The 20,133-nt window shown below is 53.6% G+C and carries 19 protein-coding genes and 1 pseudogene; 5 read left to right on the forward strand and 15 right to left on the reverse strand.

The window, feature by feature from the left end:
• Window positions 1-67: 67 nt before the first annotated feature.
• Entirely contained in the window at window positions 68-793 is a 726-nt protein-coding gene (locus ABC395_RS21810; RefSeq protein ID WP_413005941.1) for a DsbA family oxidoreductase, read from the forward strand.
• Window positions 794-1,120: 327 nt separating this feature from the next.
• Here ABC395_RS21810 and speD read toward each other — a convergent pair whose 3' ends face one another.
• The 5 genes from speD to rbsK form a co-directional block, all read right to left on the reverse strand.
• Complete coding sequence (gene speD / locus ABC395_RS21815) at window positions 1,121-1,960, reverse strand: adenosylmethionine decarboxylase (protein WP_413005942.1); 840 nt, start codon at window positions 1,958-1,960, stop codon at window positions 1,121-1,123.
• Between the two features lie 160 nt (window positions 1,961-2,120).
• Complete coding sequence (locus ABC395_RS21820; protein ID WP_413005943.1) at window positions 2,121-3,179, reverse strand: site-2 protease family protein; 1,059 nt, start codon at window positions 3,177-3,179, stop codon at window positions 2,121-2,123.
• A gap of 158 nt (window positions 3,180-3,337) precedes the next feature.
• Complete coding sequence (locus tag ABC395_RS21825; RefSeq protein ID WP_413005944.1) at window positions 3,338-3,925, reverse strand: GNAT family N-acetyltransferase; 588 nt, start codon at window positions 3,923-3,925, stop codon at window positions 3,338-3,340.
• 28 nt (window positions 3,926-3,953) lie between these two features.
• Complete coding sequence (locus ABC395_RS21830) at window positions 3,954-4,871, reverse strand: AraC family transcriptional regulator (RefSeq protein ID WP_413005945.1); 918 nt, start codon at window positions 4,869-4,871, stop codon at window positions 3,954-3,956.
• A 240-nt stretch (window positions 4,872-5,111) separates the two neighbouring features.
• Window positions 5,112-6,074: a ribokinase gene (rbsK, locus tag ABC395_RS21835; RefSeq protein WP_413005946.1), complete on the reverse strand. Its 963-nt coding sequence runs from the start codon at window positions 6,072-6,074 to the stop codon at window positions 5,112-5,114.
• A 197-nt stretch (window positions 6,075-6,271) separates the two neighbouring features.
• Here rbsK and ABC395_RS21840 point away from each other — a divergent pair, with 197 nt between their 5' ends.
• Entirely contained in the window at window positions 6,272-6,829 is a 558-nt protein-coding gene (locus ABC395_RS21840; RefSeq protein WP_413005947.1) for a DJ-1/PfpI family protein, read from the forward strand.
• A 150-nt stretch (window positions 6,830-6,979) separates the two neighbouring features.
• Here the strand turns inward: ABC395_RS21840 and ABC395_RS21845 are convergent, their stop codons facing one another.
• From ABC395_RS21845 to ABC395_RS21860, 4 genes are all read right to left on the reverse strand, one after another.
• Window positions 6,980-7,075, reverse strand: a complete 96-nt coding sequence (locus ABC395_RS21845) for a hypothetical protein (protein ID WP_413005948.1) — start codon at window positions 7,073-7,075, stop codon at window positions 6,980-6,982.
• Window positions 7,068-8,501: an osmoprotectant update ABC transporter permease/substrate-binding subunit OpuFB gene (opuFB, locus tag ABC395_RS21850; RefSeq protein ID WP_413005949.1), complete on the reverse strand. Its 1,434-nt coding sequence runs from the start codon at window positions 8,499-8,501 to the stop codon at window positions 7,068-7,070. Before opuFB ends, ABC395_RS21845 begins: the two co-directional genes overlap by 8 nt.
• A complete protein-coding gene (locus ABC395_RS21855; protein WP_413005950.1) occupies window positions 8,498-9,460 on the reverse strand; it encodes an ABC transporter ATP-binding protein in 963 nt (320 codons plus the stop codon). Before ABC395_RS21855 ends, opuFB begins: the two co-directional genes overlap by 4 nt.
• 662 nt (window positions 9,461-10,122) lie before the next feature.
• Complete coding sequence (locus ABC395_RS21860) at window positions 10,123-11,076, reverse strand: helix-turn-helix transcriptional regulator (protein ID WP_413005951.1); 954 nt, start codon at window positions 11,074-11,076, stop codon at window positions 10,123-10,125.
• Window positions 11,077-11,229: 153 nt separating this feature from the next.
• On the opposite strand from ABC395_RS21860, the gene ABC395_RS21865 reads away from it, so the two are divergent.
• On the forward strand, window positions 11,230-12,309 hold the full coding sequence (locus ABC395_RS21865) for a DNA alkylation repair protein (protein WP_413005952.1): 1,080 nt from the start codon (window positions 11,230-11,232) through the stop codon (window positions 12,307-12,309).
• A 311-nt stretch (window positions 12,310-12,620) separates the two neighbouring features.
• Here ABC395_RS21865 and ABC395_RS21870 read toward each other — a convergent pair whose 3' ends face one another.
• The 6 genes and pseudogenes from ABC395_RS21870 to ABC395_RS21895 form a co-directional block, all read right to left on the reverse strand.
• Complete coding sequence (locus tag ABC395_RS21870; protein WP_413005953.1) at window positions 12,621-13,220, reverse strand: response regulator; 600 nt, start codon at window positions 13,218-13,220, stop codon at window positions 12,621-12,623.
• Entirely contained in the window at window positions 13,217-14,353 is a 1,137-nt protein-coding gene (locus tag ABC395_RS21875) for a histidine kinase (RefSeq protein ID WP_413005954.1), read from the reverse strand. Before ABC395_RS21875 ends, ABC395_RS21870 begins: the two co-directional genes overlap by 4 nt.
• A gap of 65 nt (window positions 14,354-14,418) precedes the next feature.
• Window positions 14,419-15,474, reverse strand: coding sequence for a Delta(5) desaturase DesA (desA, locus tag ABC395_RS21880; protein ID WP_413005955.1), 1,056 nt, complete (start codon window positions 15,472-15,474; stop codon window positions 14,419-14,421).
• A gap of 285 nt (window positions 15,475-15,759) precedes the next feature.
• Window positions 15,760-16,317 carry an SLOG family protein gene (locus ABC395_RS21885; protein WP_103997007.1) on the reverse strand — a complete coding sequence of 186 codons (558 nt, stop codon included), beginning with the start codon at window positions 16,315-16,317 and terminating at the stop codon, window positions 15,760-15,762.
• Window positions 16,318-16,397: 80 nt separating this feature from the next.
• Window positions 16,398-17,276, reverse strand: coding sequence for an alpha/beta fold hydrolase (locus tag ABC395_RS21890; protein WP_413005956.1), 879 nt, complete (start codon window positions 17,274-17,276; stop codon window positions 16,398-16,400).
• 219 nt (window positions 17,277-17,495) lie between these two features.
• Window positions 17,496-18,351, reverse strand: a pseudogene (locus ABC395_RS21895) (manganese catalase family protein).
• Between the two features lie 193 nt (window positions 18,352-18,544).
• On the opposite strand from ABC395_RS21895, the gene ABC395_RS21900 reads away from it, so the two are divergent.
• Window positions 18,545-19,066, forward strand: coding sequence for an RNA polymerase sigma factor (locus ABC395_RS21900; RefSeq protein ID WP_413005957.1), 522 nt, complete (start codon window positions 18,545-18,547; stop codon window positions 19,064-19,066).
• Window positions 19,063-20,118, forward strand: coding sequence for a hypothetical protein (locus tag ABC395_RS21905; protein WP_413005958.1), 1,056 nt, complete (start codon window positions 19,063-19,065; stop codon window positions 20,116-20,118). The genes ABC395_RS21900 and ABC395_RS21905 overlap by 4 nt, the downstream gene beginning before the upstream one ends.
• The last annotated feature ends 15 nt before the right edge of the window (window positions 20,119-20,133 follow it).

The following is a 20,133-nucleotide window of genomic DNA, read 5'->3' on the forward strand; positions in this document are numbered from 1 at the left end:
AACATGAAAAAACTTTCTGTTTGCTTCTAACAAACGGCCCGAAATAGAAATGTGGAGGTTTATTAAGATGAAAATTGAGATTTGGTCCGACTTCGCCTGTCCGTTCTGTTATATCGGCAAACGCCGGTTCGAGCAGGCGCTTGAACAATTTCCGCGCAAGGACGAGCTTGAGATCGTGTACCGCAGTTTCGAGCTGGACCCGAATTCTCCCCGGGATATCGGCCACGGCGTCCATGAAATGCTTTCCCGGAAATACGGCATGAGCGTGGAGCAGGCCAAAACGATGAATGCCAACGTGGTCGCGCAGGCGGAATCCGTCGGGCTCGACTATCGTATGGATACGATAGTCCTGACCAACACGTTCGACGCGCACCGTCTGGCTCATTTCGCAGGCACACACGGCAAAATGCACGAGATGACCGAGCGGCTGCTGAAGGCTTATTTCACCGATTCCCTCCATCTCGGCGATCATGCCGTGCTGGCTTCTCTTGCCGAAGAAATCGGCTTGGATAAAGCCGAGGCCGAACGGATTCTTGCGGGTGACGCCTATGCAAGCGAAGTGCGTGCCGACGAGCAGGAGGGCGCAGAGCTGGGCATTACCGGCGTTCCGTTCTTCGTGATCGACCGCAAGTACGGCATTTCGGGCGCCCAGCCTCTTGAAGTTTTCGTGCAGTCTCTGGAGAAAGCATACGGCGAATCCAAGCCTCTTACGATTTTGAACGGTGCGGAAGACGGTCCGGCTGACGGAGCCTGCGCCGACGGCGTATGTACGCCTCCTTCGCGGGACAAGTAACGCTGCCCCGCTTCAGATTGAACGCCAAAAGGCTGTCCCGCAAGGGACGGCCTTTTGGCGTTATTGCCGCTGCGGTCCGCGGCGGCCGCTCTCGGCCCGCAGCGGACCGGTCCTGGCTAAACACGGGAGACAACGCACCCTGTTCTCACCGGGTACGCAAACCGCGCCGGGCCTTCCTTTACAGCAGGAAGGCCGTATGCTTAGCAGCGCGGAAGCAAGCGCGAGAAGAAGAAGACCGGCTCCCGCCTCCCGCTTTCACACAAAAGAGGCACGGAACGACTGTTTTCCGTGCCTGTTTTTTGTGCCTCTTTTCCCCTTCCGCCTGTCTCAATCTTTCCGGTCTTCCTCTTCAATCGTCGCCGAATAAATATTTTTGCCGTAAAAAATTTCGTCCATTTCCAGCGTCAGGCTTTCCGTAATTTCTTCCTGCTCTTCGGCTGTCAGCTTGTCCTTCGTATACCCGAACAAATAGTTGTTCAAATCGAATTCACGCAGTTTACATTTCGTGTGGAAAATATTTTCCTGATACACGTTCACGTCGATCATATGGTACTTATCCTTGACGGACTGGGGAATGTAATTCTGAATGGAGCTGATTTCATGGTCGATAAATAATTTATGCCCATGAATGTCCCGCGTAAAGCCGCGGACCCGGTAATCCATCGTAAAGATATCCGTATCGAACGAATGGATCAAGTAGTTGAGCGCCTTCAGCGGGGAAATTTCGCCGCAGGTGGAGACGTCGATATCGGCCCGGAACGTGGAAATGCCCTCGTCAGGGTGGTATTCCGGATACGTATGGACCGTGATATGGCTTTTGTCGAGATGAGCGACGACAACCTCCGGCAGAGGCCCCGGGGATTCCTCGAAAGATTCCGTGGACGCCGTATCGACCGGCCCTTCCGATACGAGCATCGTAACGCTGGAGCCCTGCGGCTCGTAGTCCTGCTTGGCGACATTCAGAACATGGGCGCCGATGATGTCGGAGACGGTATTTAAAATCTTCGTCAGCCTCTCCGCGTTATACTGCTCGTCGATATATTCGAGATACGCCTGCCGCTCTTCCCGGGTACGGGTGTAGCAAATATCGTACATATTAAAACTCAATGACTTTGTAAGATTATTAAAGCCATGAAGGGTGATCCGCTGCTCGGGTGTCAGTGCCATGTTTGATTTCCCCCTATCCCAGTTCAGGTTAAAAAAAGACTATTTTTATTTTTACCCACTCAGCCCAATAAAAAACATGTCGAAAAATAAGGAAAGTGTAAACATCGGAATACAAAAAGACCGCCCTTGCGGGCAGCCTCTGTCACAAGCTTTATACAGCCTATTTGAACCCGGGAAGACCCCGTTCCTTTAACCATTTTTCCTCGTAATAATCAAACACGTTATTCTGGGCGAGCGCTCTCCGCTGTGCGGCATATTCACGGCCCAGCTCCACGGACCGTTTCAGAACCGATTCGACTTTAAGCCTAGTGATCGGCTCCGTAACGCCGTGTTCCTGGACAAACGCGTACAGAGACTCCGCTTCTTCCTGCCTGCCCGCCATACTCCAGCCCATCGCTTCTTCGCACAAGATGTGGGAAATAATCATTTTGTTGTGTCTGCTCCCGGTTTCACTGCTGAGGGCATCCATAAGAAACGGCATAAAATCTATCGCGTTGATCCGGTCCCTGCCGATTACCTGACTGAAATATTTCGCGTAATAGAGCACAAACAGATCCGTAAACTTTTCCGTAATCCCTTTCTTGTTGCCGATATATTTATCGAACAAATACGTTTCCGACTTCAGCAGCAGAAATTTGAGGCTTTCTTCTTTAACGTTCGGGATCGTGAATAAAATATTCCAGTAATAATAGAGCGATTCGTACGGATCGGAAATCGTTTTGGCGAGCCTGCCGTCCGAGAAGATCAGCGTTCCCAGCCCCATCGCCAGCGATAAAATGCCGAACAGCGTCACCACGAGGTAGTCAAAGCTGCTTTTAAGCAGCGTCAAGGCCAGAATGCCCGTCGCCAGGCTCATCACAGGTCCCAGAATAAAAATGACCGACTGCTTCTTATTATTTCTTTCGTAGGAAGCCTCGTCCCGGAAATCGGCCACATCTACAAGTACATTCCCGACGTAATAGAAGTTTTTCCACGAAAAAAACAATTTTTTCTGCGGAACGGACAGGGTTACCGGCCCCAGACTGAATTTGATTACTTTCCTCCGCGTAATAAACGCTCCCAGAACATGACCCAGCTCGTGGACAAAAAGGGCGGCTCCGCCCGCGGCCGCGAAAGACAGGAGGAAAATGACGATATTCAGAGCCATCCCGGGGCTCGCAACGGCAACTGCCGTCAGCACAACCAAACAGCCGATCAGAAACTTTACTTTTCCCTTCATTTCTCTCTCCTTTGAAGACCGGCAGATTTGCGCCGAACGCTCCCTGCCGTTTGTTAAAAAGTCGTGTCAGGTTTATTTTACCTCATAAAATAAAAAGTTAAAAATATTAAAGAGGCACATCCGCCTGAGCGAATGTGCCTGACATGCCGGAATGGCCTCTACTTATCCGGTTTATCCGGTGCGTGGTAGTAATCTTCTTTTAGCATCCCGTAGATTTCCAGGTCCACGATTCCTTTGCCCGACCACAATGCGGCCTGACGGAGCGTTCCTTCTTTGCGGAAGCCGTTCTTGAGAAGCACCTTCTTGGAAGCTTCGTTCGCCGGCATCACCTCGGCCTGAATCCGGTTTACCTCCGCTGTCTCGAACAGATAGGAAGTCAAAGTCCGGACGGCTTCGGAGGCAATTCCCATGCCCCAGTAATCTTCGGCCAGGAAATAGCCGATCGTCACCATATCGACTTTCCGGTTGAAATCGAAAGCCTCGGCGATTCCCGTCATCCTGCCGTCCTCTTTCCGGAAGATCCCCCACTTGATTCTCGATTTTTTGCCGAAATCTCTGTCGAAGTGGCCGATCATCGAGCGGACCGTCTCTTTGTTATGCTTGGGGATAATGCCGCAATACCGGAATACTTCCTCGTTGTCGTATATGTCGAACACCTCGTCGAGGTTGTCTTCTCCGATTTTTTTCAGCACGATCCCGGATGACTCCAGAACAGGAACTTGTGCAAAAACAGCTTCAATGTTCAAATGTTGCACCTTCTCGCAGCGGAATAAGTCAGTCTTTGGGCCGAACGGGAATATACAGATCCACCTTCGCTTTGCCTTCCGGGTCCCGGAGCGGGTCGTTCATGCAGAACTCCAGACCGTACCTGTCGTCCGCTTCGTACCCGCTTCCCGGCAGCCAGTTACCGTACAAGTTTGCGTAAGCGAGGGCCAGCTTGTCCACGGTATCGTAAAAAGCGTACCGGCCGTACAGACCGCCCTCCAGCGTTTTGAAGCTCACCTCGGTGTGGCCTTCCCGGTCGAAACCGGGCGGCAGCGTGACGCAGGCGTCGTAGCGGCAGGAAAATTCGCCCACGAGAGACGGGTCGTCCAGTGAAATCCCGATGAATTGCTGGCGCTCCGGGGTGATGCCGTTCCGGGCGGCCCAGCTCCCGAGCTTCTCCCAGGCCCGGCCCGTTTCCAGATAGCTTCCCGTATGGCGAACGAAGGCTGCTTCCAAATCCGGCAGTTCCTTTAGCGTGACATTCATACTCCAAATCCTCCTCAGAAAGTGATTTACGTTACCGGCACTTTCATCATACGCTCCGGAGGAAGAGGATTCTTCCCGCATCTTGCGGTCTCCTAACGAAAAATTGCGGTTGTGTAACTCTTTGCGGAGTTCGCTCGGAGACTTTCCGTACTGCCTTTTAAAAACACCGTTAAATGTCGATAACGATTCGAACCCGCAGGAATTTGCGATATCCAGTACCGTCCTGTCGGTATCTTCCAGAAGCCGGACGGCGTTCTCCAGCCGCTTTCGGGTCACGTAAGCCGCCGGAGTAACGCCTGTCACGGCGGCAAAAATACGGGAAAAATGATATTTGGAAAAGTTCGATACGCCCGCCAGCGTGTCCAGATCGAGCTTGCGCGAGCTGTTTTCCTCGATGTAGGCCTTTACTTTGCCGATGCGGTCGGCATATTCGTGCTTCATGGTAGAGTTCGTCCTTTCGGGCGGGAATCTTGGCATACGCGTGCGGTTCGGCAGGGCCGTCTCGATGCGGCAGGGCGACCGTCAGGCAGGACCATCCCGCCGGGTGAGCCGTCCCCGCACGGCGAGCCGCCCCGCCAAGAATGCACTGTCCGGCACGGGACGCGCCCGTGTCAGCACGGGATTGACGGCACAAGGCCCGCTTCGCGTCAGCCGGGCCACACGGACAAGGCCCGCAACGTATCAGTCCGTGCCGTCCCGGAACGGCGCCTCGAACGCCTCGACTTCGTCTCGGGCGGGAAGAGAGGTCTGCGCGCCGAACCGCGTCACCGTCAGAGCCCCCACCTTCGAGGCGAACCGGACCGCTTCCTCCAGCGGTGCCCCCTCGCTCCACCGGACAGCCAGTCCCGCGTTGAACGAGTCGCCCGCAGCGGTCGTATCGGCCACATCCACCCGGTAGGCCGGATGTGCCCCCTGCTTCCCGTGCAAGTCGTAGAGCACGCCCTTCCCGCCGTACGTTACGACGATGTCCGCCCCGTCCGTCATCTCTTTAAGCCGCCTCATGCTGTCAAAGACGGACGTCCCGTCCTGTCCCGAGTCATCGGCAGTACCGCCGGTCAGAATAAGCGCTTCCGTCTCGTTAGGCGTGATGAGATCGATCTGCCGCAGAAGAGAGAGCGGAAGCTCCGTGGCGGGCGCCGGATTGAGAATGACTTTCACGCCGTGAAGGCGCGCGATTTCTACCGCTCTGCGGACGGCTTCCGGCGGAATCTCCAGCTGGACGAGCAGAACGTCCGCACGGCGGATCGCTTCTTCGGCCTGCGATACACGCTCAGGGGTCAGAGCGGCATTGGCTCCGGGCACAACGACAATGCTGTTGTCTCCGCCGCCCTGCACCTGGATCAGCGCGACGCCCGATGAAGTCTCCTCCGCCGTACTGACGAAGGCGGTATCGATGCCTTCCCGGCGCAAGCCTTCAAGCATCTGGGCGCCGAACGTGTCGCCGCCCACACAGCCGATCATCGACACCTGCGCGCCAAGTCTCGCTGCGGCCACCGCCTGATTGGCCCCTTTTCCGCCCGGAATCGTCCGAAACTCGCGGCCCATTACGGTTTCACCTGGAACGGGGGCACGCTCGGCCGTCACGACCAAATCCATATTGATGCTTCCTACTACCGCTATTTTGGCCTGTTTGTGACTGTTCACGTTAAAGCTCCCCTTTCTCACAAGACTTATCAGGTACAGTGTAACATGTCTGCCCGAAGTTCTGCTTAACGGTATTACGGCGTTTTCCACCCCCGCTCCCGCAAAAACCGAAGTCCATCCTCTTTACATATAGTTGCCCCCGATGCAAAATATGGATATAGGTGATCCAAGCCTAAAATCCTTGTAGGAGTGATCGAATGTCCAAGAAGATCCTGATCATTACAGGCGATGCAGTCGAGGCTTTAGAAGTGTACTACCCATACTACCGCGTGCTGGAGGAAGGCTATGAAGCGGTTCTCGCGTCTCCCAAGCAAAAAGTGCTTAAAACCGTCATTCACGACTTCGAAGGCTGGGACACCTATACGGAGAAGCCCGGATACCTTCTCGAATCCCACGTTTCGTTCGCCGACGTAAATCCGGCCGAATTCGACGCCCTGATCATTCCCGGCGGCCGTGCGCCCGAATATATCCGGCTCGATCCCGACATCCCCCGCATCGTGGGGCACTTTTTCGAGGAAGGCAAACCTGTCGGCGCTATCTGTCATGCCGCTCTCGTGCTTGCCGCGCTGAAAACCAACAAATACTTCGAAGGACGCACTCTGACCGCTTACACAGCCTGCCGGTACGACGTGGAAAGCCTTGGAGCGACCTATACGGAAGAAACGCTGCACGTGGACGGAAACCTCGTCTCGGGGCATGCCTGGCCGGACCTGCCGGGTTTTATGCGTGAATTTTTGAAGCTGGTGAGAAGCTGACCGGACTTAGTAACAACTCTTATCATTTATGTGATATAACAAAAACCTGCCGAAGCTTCAGCTCCGGCAGGTTTTTTTAGGTATGGAGGGACGTTCCTACAGACAGCGGGAAGGCAGGCGGAAAGCGGCTTCGACTCGGCAGTCCTCCGCTTATTTCCGCAGCAGTCCCGCCTGCATCAAATAATCCTTTGCGGTCTGTTCGGCCGAAACTCCCTGAACGTTTACCTTATAGTTCATTTCACGCATCTCGTCGTCGGTAATCTTGCCGCCCAGCTTGTTCAGGATTTCCCGCAGTCCCCGGATGCTCTTCCAGCGTCTTTGCGAGCAGCACGGGCGCGCCCTGATACGGCGGGAACAAATGCTTGTCGTCCTCCAGCATCGTCAAATTATACTGCTTCAGTTCACTGTCGGTGGAGTAGGCGTCCACAAGATTAATATCGCCGGACTGTACGGCCTGATAGCGGATTTTCGGCTCCATCTTTTTGACGTCCGCAAACTGGAGACCGTACAGCTTCTGGATGCCTCTATACCCGTCTTCGCGGTCGGAAAATTCCAGCGTAAAGCCGGGCTTAATCGTCTGCCGCACGTTTTTCAGATCGGAAATGGTCTTCAGCCCCCGCTCTCCGGCAAGCTGCGCGGGCACCGCCAGCGCATAGGTGTTGTTGTACGCCATCGGCGTCAGCATCTCCATGCCGAATTTGTTCAGCATGCCGGTTTTCGCCTGTTCGTACACCTGCGTGCGGTCGGTGCTGACCGGCGTCTCCTTCAGAAACTCGGAGATGGCGGTACCCGTAAACTCGGGATAAATGTCGATTTCGCCGGCCTTCAGCGCGTTGAAAACGAACGACGTTTTCCCTAAGCCCGGCTTAAGCTCGACCTTCAAATCCGTGTCCTGCTCGATGAGCTGCTTGTACATCTGGATCAGAATTTCCGGTTCGGAACCGAGCTTGCCCGCGATCACGAGATTTTTGTCCTTGCCGCCCGTAAAGTACGGGACAAGCAGAAGCAGAAGCACAACCAGGACGGCCGCCCCGGCTGCAGGCACGAAGCGACGGAAAGACATCCGCTCGAACGCCCTCAGCAGCAGGTCGAACAAGATCGCGAGCAGCGCCGCCGGAACCGCGCCTAGAATGATGAGCGCGGAATCGTTGCGGTCGATACCGAGCAGGATGAGATCGCCGAGACCGCCCGCTCCGATGAGAGCGGCCAGCGTCGCCGTACTGATGATAAGCACGGTGGCCGTGCGGATGCCGGCCAGAATGACGGGCAGCGCGAGCGGCAGTTCCACCTTGAACAGACGCCTGCGGCTATTCATGCCCATCGCTCTGGACGCTTCGATCAGCGAGGCGTCGACCTCTTTGATCCCCGTGTACGTGTTGCGCAGAATGGGAAGCAGCGCGTAGATGACGAGCGCGATGACCGCCGGCAGCCGCCCGATCCCGAACAGCGGAATGAGCATGCCGAGCAGCGCCAGCGACGGAATCGTCTGCAGGACGGCCGCGATGCCGATAATGCCTTCCGCTCCGCGTGTCTTCCGGGTCAGGTAAATGCCGAGCGGGACCGAAATGAGAACGGCGAAGAACAAGGCGATGACGGACAACAGAATATGGTCCGCCACGGCGCCGAGAAGCTGGGACTGCCTCTCGCGGAAAACTTCGGCCAGCGTATTCATGTCCGCGCCCCCTCCTTCAGCCGCCCGGCCATGAACTTAAGCAAGGCTTGCCGCGAGACGGAGCCCACGATCACGCCCGCCTTCTCGACGGCGAGCACTTCTTCATCGGCAAGCAGCTGCAGGGCCGCTTCCAGCGGCACTTCCGCCTTGGCGATGGCCGCGGGACGTGGAGGGAAATCGGACGGGCCGATTTCCAGCAGCACGTCTTCCAGCGTCAGCCGTCCGCCGAAGAGCGGCTTCTGCCCGCCGACGAACTGTTCCACGAACTCGCTGGCGGGATTTTGTAGAAACCCCTGCGGGGTGTCCAGCTGGACGATTCCGCCTTCGTTCATGAGGCAGATCCGGTCCCCCAGCTTCATCGCTTCCTGCATATCGTGCGTGACGAACACGATGGTCTTCTTGATCCGCTGCTGAAGCTCCAGAAGCTCGTTCTGCAGCTTCTCCCGGCTGAGCGGATCGAGCGCGCTGAACGGTTCGTCCATCAGCACGATCTGCGGGTCCGCAGCCAGAGCGCGGACAACCCCTACCCGCTGCTGCTGTCCGCCGGACAGCTCCTGCGGCTTGCGGGATCGGTAGGTCTTCGGCTCGAGTCCCACCATATCGAGCAGTTCGTCCACACGCGCCCGTATTTTCGCGCGGTCCCATTTGCGCATTTCCGGCACGACGGCAATGTTCTCTTCGATCGTCATATGCGGAAAGAGCGCGATCTGCTGGAGCACATAGCCGATATTCCAGCGCAGCTCGTGGATGTCGTACTCGCTCACTTTGCGCCCGTTGATCCACAGCGTTCCCCCGGACAGCGGGATAAGCCGGTTGATCATTTTCAGCGTCGTCGTTTTTCCGCACCCGCTGGGCCCGATAAAGACGAAAAATTCCCCTTCGCTGATTTCCAGATTCAGATCGTTTACGGCTACCGTATCGTCCGCGTAACGTTTAGAGACGTTCTCGAAACGGATCATATTTTTCTCCTCTGCGGCACTGACTTTTATTGGCCCTTGTGTACCTATCTCTCTTTATAATAGCCTTACGGGCAAAAAATGAATCTGCGAAAAAACCTTGATAGGCGCGGAGACCCGTCAAGGTTTTAAAAGAGGCTATCCGGCAGACAGTTAAGACTTCACGTCTTGAGCCAGGGCTCGGACATCCTCCGGCTTACGGCGCAGGCTGTTTATTCCCCCAAAAACGAAAAATCGCCGCCCTCTTTTCACAAGAGAAACGGACGATTTTTACATGGGAAGAAGAACGGTGAAGACGGTGCCCAGACCGAGCTCACCCGCACCCGGATGCTTCCTCCGTGCAGCGGAACATTCTGCGGGCGATAGCAAGACCGAGACCCGAGTCGCCGCTCGGACGGGTTCTGGAATGGTCGGCATGGTATAGAACCGGTTAAAAATGTGCCGAAGATCTTCGGGCGCTACTCCGCTTCCGTTGTCTTCTAATTAATCATAAGAAGCGTTTTCAGCTCATGCGCCACGTCGGACAGCATCTGCCTGCACGAGCGCTCCAGGCTCGCGAGACTGCCGTTCAGCTCCTGCATAGCCCTCGCGATGGCGCCGAATGCAGACGCAGCGAAAACGGCTGCCGCGTTCCGCTGCCGACGGCCTGCGACGTGCGGCCGCCATCAGACGGGACCGGGGTACTGCACGCTTAGTTCCGCAATGAGCTCCCGGATGGCGGCTACCAGAGCCGCCGGCTGCTCCACGCGCGCTTCCCTGCCGAAGCTCACAAAAAAGCGGGCTGCCCAGGGAATGAAGTCCGGCCGGATCATCCGGCTGATCGTCCCGGTGCCGTCCCCGTAAACGGTCAGCCCTTCGGCCATCCAGGTTTCCGTCCTGCACCGCCGGACACCTTCCTTATCCAGCTTCACGTGCAGAGGCGAGGCCCCCTCTTCATCGGATACCTCCAAATAATCCTGAACGGTAAACTTGTCATAGTTCCGTCTGCCGCTCTGATCCTCCACCGGCTCGATGGAGGTAATCCGGTCCACGCGGAACACACGGACCGCGGAGCGTTCGAAGCAGTAGGCCGGGCAGTACCATAACCCGTTCGTCGCATAGATGCCGATGGGCTGGATTTTTCTAGAGACGACATTCGTATTCGCGTCATATCCGATCCGGATGATCCGCTGTTCAAGCGCCTGCTCCAGCAAACCGGCCAGATGGGGAGCTTCCACATGGCGCTGCGGGGTCCAGAACGTAAAACGCGTTTGGAGCCCGTTAATCCGCTGTCGGGTTTCCTCCGGGAGATAGTGGTAAAACTTTTTAAGCGCGGAGATCGACTCCGGCTGAAAAGGCAGGTCGGGATAGTCGCGCAGCGACTGGTAAGCGAAAAACATCGCGACCGCTTCATTTTCCGAAAATAAAATAGGCGGCAGTGTCTTCTCTCTCAGCATCTGATATCCTCCGGCCGCCCCCGGCTCGGAATATAAGGGAAGACCGGCTTCAGCCAGTTCCTGCAAGTCCCGGAGGATAGTTCTTTTGGAAACACCGAACTCCTGTGCCAGTTCGCCTGCCGTAAACCTCCGCTTCGTATTGAGCGTAATCATCAGTTCAATCTGTCTTCGGGATTTGGACAATGTCAGGGGCTCCTTGCCGTCGATTTGATTTCAGGCACTGCTTTAATAATTGCTTCCGGAACTGCTTCCAGTATACCTCACAAACGTTGACAATCCTTGTCACCATTCCATGATAAGTTGTTTACAACCGCTGATTCAGGAAAGGGGCAAGTCATGGAGCTGCTTAAAGATTTATATAGTCCGACTTTTTTCGAACGTTTTATTCACTACGTTAATGAGAAGTATCCCGCATTTGACGGGGAACGTTTCCGTTCCTCCATTTATGACGACAACTGGGATCAGGAGGCATTCAAACAGCGGATGCGGCATATTACCCGTTCGCTTACGGAGACGCTGCCTTCCTCTTATCCCGAAGCGTTGGAAGTTTTGGCCGCAGTCGCGCCACAGTGCCGGGGAGTGGAGTATTTGTTCTTCCCCGACTTCATAGAGCTTAACGGCCTCGGTTCATACGAGTTGTCTATGCAGTTTTTGCAGTTGTTCACTCCGTACTCCAGCTCCGAATATGCCGTCCGTCCTTTTCTTCTGCAAGAACTCGGGCGTACCCTGGAACATATGAAGCAGTGGGCGCGCCATGAGAACGAGCATATCCGGCGTCTGGCCAGCGAAGGCTGCAGACCCCGTCTTCCGTGGGCTTCCAATCTGCCGGCTCTGCGGAAAGATCCCCGTCCGATTCTTCCGATCCTTGAAACTCTAAAGGAAGACCCGTCGGAATACGTCAGAAAGAGCGTGGCGAACAACCTCAACGACATATCCAAGGACCACCCCGAGCTCGTGCTGGAGCTTGCCAAGGGATGGTACGGTAAAACCGCGGCCACCAACTGGATCGTGAAGCACGGGTGCCGTTCATTGCTAAGAAAAGGCGATTCCCGCGCGCTCTCCCTGTTCGGTTACGAAGAGATCCGAAGCGTCTCGGTTCATGGTCTGGACGTGAAAACCGGAAGCATAGCGGCGGGAGAAAATCTTGAATTTTCTTTCCGGCTTGTGAACGAATCGGAAGACGTACAGGCCCTGCGGGTGGATTATGAAATCGGGTACCGGAAGAAAAACGGGACGCTTGCGCCGAAACGCTTCAAGCTGACCGAGAAACCGTTTGGACCGGGGACCCGCCCCCTCGTCAAACGGCACTCGTTCAAGCTTCTTACTACCCGCACCTATTACGCCGGACAACATGAGGTCCGCATTCTCGTGAACGGGACCCCTATGGCCGCCGTATCGTTTGAATTTACAGGGTAACGCGATACGGCTGCTTCCCGCCTGATTCGCCTGCAGTCCGCTTTTTCCTTTTCCGGCCGGTCTGTGCTGCCGTTTGCCGGTAGTTATTCCGATTAGCAAAAAGACCCGGGCCCTCTCCTCCGTAGGCGGCTTGAGCCTTTATTTCCGCTTTGGCGCCGGAATGCAAAAAACCTTTCCGCGGCATTTGCGCCATTTTCACGAGGCACACGTTACGGAAAGGATCGTTTTGTATGGGTAGTGGATGAGCGCGTCCCGGCACACATGAATGGTGCTGCTCCGGAATCGGAACGGCTGCGGCTCTGCGTTCCTGTTTATTTGAACCAGCCCTTCTCCTTGAAGCGGGTGATGGCTTCGATCCGGTTGCTCACGTCGAGTTTGTCGAGGATCACCGAGATGTAATTGCGGACCGTCCCGGTCGTAATGTACATTTGGCTGGCGATCTCTTTCGTATTCTTGCCGTCGGCGATGAGAAGCAGCACTTCCTTCTCCCGCTCCGTCAGCGGATTCTCCTCGCTGTAGGCTTCGTCCACCAGCTCCGAGGCGTAGAGCCGCCGGCCTGCCATCACACTGCGGATGGAAGCCGCCAGCTCCTCGCTGGGGCTGTCCTTGAGCAGATAGCCGTTAACCCCGGCTTTCAAGGCGCGCTCGAAATAACCGGAGCGGGCGAACGTCGTCAGGATGATGACCTTGCAGCCGGAGCCTTTCAGCTCCTCGGCCGCGTCCAGCCCGCTTTTGGCCGGCATCTCGATATCCATGATGCAGACGTCCGGCTTGTGCTCCTGCACAAGCTTAAGCGCGTCTTCCCCGTTGCCCGCAACGCCGACAACGGTCATATCTTCTTCCAGATTCAGCAGGGAAGCAAGCGCGCCCAGCAGCATCCGCTGATCCTCGGCGATCACAATGCGAATCATTCTCCCGCCTCCTTTGCCGGTTGTTTCAAGACGATCGGAATTTTAATAACGACCGTGGTCCCTCCGTCGGAGACGATATCCAGCGTGCCGTTAATAAATTCCAGGCGCTCCTTCATACCGCGCAGCCCGTTCCCGCGGAAATAATCGAACTGCTCCGCCCGGCCGTTCCCGTTGTCCTTCACCTTGACGACGAGGTCCGTCCGCGACGGTTCGATCACGACCGTGCAGGCCGTTGCGCCGCTGTGCTTAACCACGTTCGTGACCGCTTCTTTGAGGCACATGCTGACGACATTCTCCGTCATCAGCGAAGTATCGATCTGCTTCGGGTCGCCCTCGAGCTTGAACGTTATCTGCGCCGCTTTCAAAATCTGCTTGACCCGGAACATTTCCTCGGCGACCCGCGTGCTGCGCATGTTGGTCACCATTTCACGCACTTCCTTCAGCGCGCTCCGTGCCGTCTGCCGGACATCGTTAATCTCGGCCCGCGCCTGGTTCGGATTCTTGGCGATAAGCTTGCCCGCAAGATCGCTCTTGAGTCCGATGAGGGAAAGCTTCTGCCCGAGCGTGTCGTGCAGATCCCGGGCGATGCGCTGGCGCTCCTCCAGTTTGACCAGCTCGTCAATCCGTTTGTTTGCGTCTTCCAGCTGCTCCTGCAGCTTATCCCGCTTGTTCTTCGTGTACGTATTGACCGGAAGCAGAATGACCCCGATCAGGGAAATCAGCACGAACGGAAGCTGCGTAATGAAGATCGGATTTTGCGTGACGAAGCCGAAATTGATCGTGGCGATCGTACTTACCAGATGAATGGTATAGAAGGTAAAGAAGCCGATCTTATTATGGATATTCCCGATAAAAAAAGCGAGAAACAGCGAGAAGTACACATACCCGAACAGCAGCGTCATCGCGATCGAAACGACGATCTGCACGCTTGTCCAGAAATACACAAGCCACCCCTTCGATACGACGGACAGCACATAACAGCAGAAAAATATAATAATCATGCCGATGCCGAAGACGTTCTTGAGGGTGGAGCCCGAACTGAATATGAAATAAAAAGGAAGGATGTAAAAGACTACCCACACGTAAGGACTGAGACCGGTGTTTTTCTGAAAAATTCGAATCCAATTCTGCATGGTCTCTTCACCTTTTCTGCGGAGCCGTTTTACATCCATTTTAGCATAAACCGTTAAGTTTGGGACTATTCGCCCTGGAAACCCGGTTTCGGATTTTTCAGGACATCGCTTGCGGCTCCCGGCCTGCGGAGCACATGTTTGACATCTTTAAAGCTTACAAATGTCTTCCCTTTTTCGTCCCACAGACGGAAACGGAGAGACTGCAGGCTCGTGCGGAGCGTAATGGTCGTCGCTTTTTGCAAAGGAGGCGTAGAGTTATGAGCCTTCTCCAAGTTGTAATTCGGCACTCTCGGGCTCAGATGATGAACATGATGGTAGCCGATGTTGCCTGTGATCCACTGCAAAACTTTCGGAAGCTGGTAGTAAGAGCTGCCGTCAACGGCCGCTTTCACGTAGCTCCACTCGTCTTCTTTCTCGAAGTAGGAATCCTCGAACTGATGCTGCACATAGAAGAGCCAGATGCCCAGCAGTCCCGATACGAAGAATACCGGCGCCTGCACAAGCACGAACGCCTGCCAGCCGATCAGCCAGCACATCAGCGCGTACAACAGGACGATGGATACGTTGATCACATACGTGTTGATGCGTTCCTTGCGCTTCGCTTTCTTGCGGTTGAAACGGTACTGGATCAGGAAGACGGCGATCGGCCCGAGGCCGAACATGACCAGCGGATTGCGGTAGATGCGGTAAGCGGCCTTGCGGAACCATGGAGCCGCGGCATATTCTTCTACGGTCAGCACCCACATGTCCCCGGTGCCGCGCTTGTCGAGATTGCTGCTGGTCGCGTGATGAACGGAGTGGCTGTATTTCCACTGCTCGTAAGGACACAGCGTCAGAATGCCGGTGATGGTGCCGAGAATATCGTTGGCCCGGCGGCTTTTAAAGAAAGACTGGTGACAGCAGTCGTGGAATATAATGAACGTCCGGATAACAAATCCGGCTGTGATTAAAGCGAGAGGGAGCGTGAGCCAGTACGAGACGGCAAGGCTTGCATAAGCCGCGTACCACAGCAGGAGGAGAGGCACAATCGTGTTGAAAACCTGCCGGATGCTTGATCTTGTATCGGTTTTTTCGTAGGGGGCGACATCTTTTTTCAAATTCATAACTTTCGTCTGAGACATTAGTATGTGTCCTCCTCGTTCTGACGCGGGGTTAGATTCCGGGCATCAGCGCGCTATTCTAACTCCATTATAGAGAGAACCGTTTGGGCGCAGTAGTCATAAACGTCATGAGAGCACATGACAAATGTCATATAGGACGGAGGGAAAAAGGTCGGCGGAACCGGCCTGACAGCCGGTCTCAGGGAAAAGTCGCCGATTCGGCAAGAGGCGGAAGATGCCGCCAGGGATGCCTGGGATTTCAGCGGAATAAGTGGCGAAACGGGCGGAAATTACGGAGCGATGCGGTCAGTAAAAATCGGCCCGGTTCTCTTCATCCGCTATGTCCTGAACCTCTTCGGGCGTGATAATCATGACGGCGTATCCGTCTTCGTTCTGCTTTTTGAGAGCCCGCTCTTTCATAAAACGGGGACTCCCCTCGCCCGCTTCTTCGTCATAAAAAAGAAGAAGGCCGTCCGTTTTGCGCAGGAGAAGGTCGTCCCGGGCCTGAAGCTGCCACACGCCGGCATACGGCTGTTTGCTGACGGCTCCGTAGAAATCCACGTCCTTCAGGATGCCGCGGTAAAACTCCTGCTTGTCTTCCTTCCACTTCTCTTCCGGATTGGCATAGGCGGTCAGAATCGACAGCTTCAGCTGCGGATACTGCTTCTTGAGTTCAATCACAACCTCGCATGCCCAGAGATCGACCCCGTACTGCCCCGGCGTGATCACCCACTCCAGCCCGTCTTCGATGAGCGGGATCAAACGGCCCGCTATCGCTTTTTTGATATATTCAATGCCTTCGTGCTTTTCGTTAAAAATGTTCAACTCATGCGCCCGGTAGCCGGTCACGAGAAGGTTTTTCAACTGCGGACACTCCTTTGATGCTGGTGATGACATACATCTTCCAATATACACGAAATGGCGGATGGGCGGACATCCGTTCGTTAATAGAATTCGGATAAAAACCGCCGGATATCACCGTTCATTTTTTTCTTTTCTTCCGCTGCCGGAAAGTGTCCGCAGTTATATACATGGGCAAAGGTAAGATGCGGAAGGATCTCTCGTGCCCGATGCACGACTTCTTCACCCGGAAAAAAGATATCCCGCTTGCCCGCCAAGATCAGGGTAGGCGCGGAATAACCCTCTAACTCTTCCTTCTCCGCGATTTTAGGCATATTTCGTTCAAGCTTGACATATCGAAAAATTTCCCCAAGTATCCGCCTATCTTCTTCATCCATGGAGCCTGACGATAAGGCATCCGCTACCCGCCGCAGTGCTCCGGACGAAGCACGCAGCTTAAAGTCGAGGAGCGGAAGCAGTACTTTGAGAATCATGGGCATTTTGGGTCCCGTTTTTATTCCTGCGGGGTTTACGAGAACCGCACAGGCGATCCGCTCCGGTATATAGGCGGCCAAACGCAAAATAATCCCGCCCCCGTACGAGGGACCGATAAACGCACATTTTTCAAGACCAAAATGCTGTAACAAATCCGCTATCCAGTGAGCGAAGCTGTCATCCTGAGCCGATATTCGCGTCTCGTCGCTTAAACCCGGGTGCCCTATTGTATCCGGAGCAATAATTCGGTATTCCTCAAACAAAGGACGGAACCAGGCCAGCGTCATCGGGTTGATACAGTTCCCGCCCTGCAATATTACCAGAGGCTTCAACTCGGAAGATCCTATTTCCAGAACATGCGTTGAACCGTAGCGTGTCGGGACATAGGTCCGCTTCGTCTCTGTTTGAAGGAGCGACAGGTAAAGCTCGTAGCTGTTGAGCAATATATTTTTCCCTCGGTTGCTTTGATAGATGGTGTTCACAAGCATTCCGCCTCTCCCGCCTCCGAATCCTAAATAAGAAAAAGAACCCGCCATCAACGGCAACCGTGTGCAGACACAGTTAACCCTTGATGACAGGCTCCTCCGGGGTCATACAGGTTATTATGAATCTTCCGTAACGCGTGTTACCTTCATCATAATGCATCCCCCTAATCCTGTAAACAGTACGGGATCGAGGCGGAGCAAGCGGCCTCCGGTCTGACGGACTTACGCGTTAAGATCGTACAGGCCGGGGCTGTGCTCGTTGGGCAGTTCCGGCAGATAGGGCAGCGGGAACCCTTCCGGCGGCGGTACAACTTCCAGGGTGCCTCCGTTTCGGCTCGGCGACTGGCCGCTGTAAATCTCGCCGATCCGGGTGTTATCCAGCCGGAAGTTAAACTGGGCGTTATGGAAGCCCATATCGACATATTTGCGGCATTCCGGATATTTGTTGATGTCATAATTCGGGACCGGGAACAGCTTGCCCCAGTTCACGCCGAGCGACTCCAGCGCTTTGGCGAAAGCGTTCTGATGGGCATTGTCGCGGACGATCAGGAACGCCAGCGTTTCACGGAACGTTTTGTTCGAGCTCATCTCGTAAATCCGGGATTTCTGGAGAACGCCGGTCGATTCCAGCACCAGATTATCCAGCAGGTCGCTGATCAGATTTCCGTGATCGTAAACGTAATTGCCCATCCACGGGTTTCCTGCCGCATCGACGGGGAGCGAACTTTGGGCGCCGATAATAAAATGGTGCGGATTGGCATGCTTGACCGCTTCGTTCAGCGGAGCCCCGTCCACGCCGGAATCACCGGGCATTTCTTCGCCCGATCCCGTGAGCAGCTTGATTGATCGTATGCTGGACGAGTTCCACGTGGCTGAGCTCCTCCAGGAAAACGCCGCGGATCAAATCGCGGAACTGAGTTGCCTTTCCGCGGAAATTGTTGCTCTGGAAAAAGAACTGCATCATCGTGCGCATTTCACCGAAACGGCCGCCCAGAATTTCCTGGATCACTTTGGCAGCCGCCGGGTCGGGCTTGTCGGGAACGATCATATTGATTAAATCTTCTTTATAGAAGTACATCGTCTGCCTCCTGGTCCAGATAAGTAGGTACGGTTTAGTTTGGTTCGGAGGAAGGAGATTTATTCCACTCTGCCGCTATCCAGTCAATCGCCAAAAGAGCTTCCGATTATAAAATTAATTTTATAAGGTTGTGAACCTTTCCTGCCTCCCGAAGGTCTAATGTATGAGAAAGTGTTGGAGAGAGGAGTAAAAAATGCTTATAGAAGATGCCAAACTGGCCATATCAGGTAATAAAGATGCATTCGTTCGAATCGTAAAGGCCAGCGAAACCACTATGTATTATACAGCCAAGGCCATTCTGCAGGATGACGCGGATTGTGCCGATGCTATTCAGGAATCTATCCTAAAAGCTTTTAAATCCATACATGACCTGCGTGAACCAAGCTATTTCAAAACATGGATAATCCGGATTGTCATAAACGAGAGCAAGCGAATCAAGTCCAGAAAAAAACAAGTTATTCTATTTCATGATTTGCCTGAACATTTACTTTATGTGGAAGGAGAACAGGAACGTTTTGAATGGATCGAGCTTTTTAATATTTTAGAGGATGATTTAAAGATTCCGCTCACCCTCTTCTATGTCGAAAACATCTCAATAAAAGAAATTGCAAATTTATTGGACCTGCCGGAAGGTACAGTTAAATCGAGATTGTACAGGGGACGAGAAAAATTATCTAAATCAATAAAGCCCATGGAAGGGAGAAAAGTAAAATGAATGAATTAGATGCGAAAATACGAACATTCGTAGAGCAACATCCTACTATAGTTCCTTCTATTGTTAGTGAACGCTTGGATGAAACCTTAGAATTACTTAAAGCTGGTTCAACCGTTTATGAATCAACACCTCTTAAAAATAGAAATTCCTCTTACTCAAAAAGATGGATTTCAGGGATTGCCGCCGCTGCCGTGGCCGTTACTGTAGTTGTTTCTTCACCAGCCTTGGCCGCGTCCTATCTGGCTCAGCAAGCGGTAAATCACAAGGCCTACATTATTTGGAACGATCATTATTACTACTCAACAGGAAAACATGTAGATCCGTCTTTGATCGGAAACCGGATTGGAGAAGTTAAGCGGGTAGGTGATTGGACTGTTAAACAAACAGGAGATTCCAACGAGTTTGTCCCCTCTTCTCCCGTTTTTGAGATGAAAGAAAATGAGAACAAATTACTTGTTAAAACTTCCATCAAAAATATGGATTATCTTTCCGCATATATTGAGCTTCAGCAAGGGGAAGCCGTTCAGACACAAGCTCCCGACAAGATTCTCTCCTCTAAAAATAGCCCGGACGAAGTAGGTACAGTCGTAGATAATATAACGAAAACATCACCTTTGTTTTATACCTTTCAAGGTATCGATTCACGGATAAAGGTTAATAAAGCAGACCTTATTAAGGATGTTGGAAACATTACTTATTATTTGGTCCCTGAAGCAGACACTTCAATAAACAATATCCATGTAGAAGGAAGCTTGTTTATTTATCAATATGGAAAGCAAAACCAAACCAAAATCTCTCAGTCGAAGTTTAATCCCAGTCAAATTAAAGTACCGCTTGATGGAGGAAACAAAATCCAAACTATGGATGATCCGAAGTATATCCCGCCTAAGGCGACTGAGACATTTGTGATGAATGGTATCGAATGGAATTACTATTCGGATCAATTATTAAGGGGAACAAAGGAAGATACTTTTTATGAGGTTCAAACTCAGGGGAATTTTTCCGAACAGCTTTTGAAAGATTTGCTTCAGTATTTTAAACCTCAAAAATAAGAGAGAGGCGCCTCG

Origin of the sequence: Paenibacillus canaveralius (genome assembly GCF_047238265.1) — a bacterium.
In the GTDB taxonomy this organism is placed as follows: Bacteria; Bacillota; Bacilli; order Paenibacillales; family NBRC-103111; genus Paenibacillus_F.

What these genes read in the sequence shown, in the direction of transcription:
- ABC395_RS21810 (WP_413005941.1), top strand. Translation starts at nt 68, where the DNA reads ATGAAAATTGAGATTTGGTCCGACTTCGCCTGTCCGTTCTGTTATATC.
- speD (WP_413005942.1), bottom strand. Translation starts at nt 1,960, where the DNA reads ATGGCACTGACACCCGAGCAGCGGATCACCCTTCATGGCTTTAATAAT.
- ABC395_RS21820 (WP_413005943.1), bottom strand. Translation starts at nt 3,179, where the DNA reads ATGAAGGGAAAAGTAAAGTTTCTGATCGGCTGTTTGGTTGTGCTGACG.
- ABC395_RS21830 (WP_413005945.1), bottom strand. Translation starts at nt 4,871, where the DNA reads ATGAAGCACGAATATGCCGACCGCATCGGCAAAGTAAAGGCCTACATC.
- ABC395_RS21840 (WP_413005947.1), top strand. Translation starts at nt 6,272, where the DNA reads ATGTCCAAGAAGATCCTGATCATTACAGGCGATGCAGTCGAGGCTTTA.
- ABC395_RS21845 (WP_413005948.1), bottom strand. Translation starts at nt 7,075, where the DNA reads ATGCGTGAAATGAACTATAAGGTAAACGTTCAGGGAGTTTCGGCCGAA.
- opuFB (WP_413005949.1), bottom strand. Translation starts at nt 8,501, where the DNA reads ATGAATACGCTGGCCGAAGTTTTCCGCGAGAGGCAGTCCCAGCTTCTC.
- ABC395_RS21855 (WP_413005950.1), bottom strand. Translation starts at nt 9,460, where the DNA reads ATGATCCGTTTCGAGAACGTCTCTAAACGTTACGCGGACGATACGGTA.
- ABC395_RS21865 (WP_413005952.1), top strand. Translation starts at nt 11,230, where the DNA reads ATGGAGCTGCTTAAAGATTTATATAGTCCGACTTTTTTCGAACGTTTT.
- ABC395_RS21870 (WP_413005953.1), bottom strand. Translation starts at nt 13,220, where the DNA reads ATGATTCGCATTGTGATCGCCGAGGATCAGCGGATGCTGCTGGGCGCG.
- ABC395_RS21875 (WP_413005954.1), bottom strand. Translation starts at nt 14,353, where the DNA reads ATGCAGAATTGGATTCGAATTTTTCAGAAAAACACCGGTCTCAGTCCT.
- desA (WP_413005955.1), bottom strand. Translation starts at nt 15,474, where the DNA reads ATGTCTCAGACGAAAGTTATGAATTTGAAAAAAGATGTCGCCCCCTAC.
- ABC395_RS21890 (WP_413005956.1), bottom strand. Translation starts at nt 17,276, where the DNA reads ATGCTTGTGAACACCATCTATCAAAGCAACCGAGGGAAAAATATATTG.
- ABC395_RS21900 (WP_413005957.1), top strand. Translation starts at nt 18,545, where the DNA reads ATGCTTATAGAAGATGCCAAACTGGCCATATCAGGTAATAAAGATGCA.
- ABC395_RS21905 (WP_413005958.1), top strand. Translation starts at nt 19,063, where the DNA reads ATGAATGAATTAGATGCGAAAATACGAACATTCGTAGAGCAACATCCT.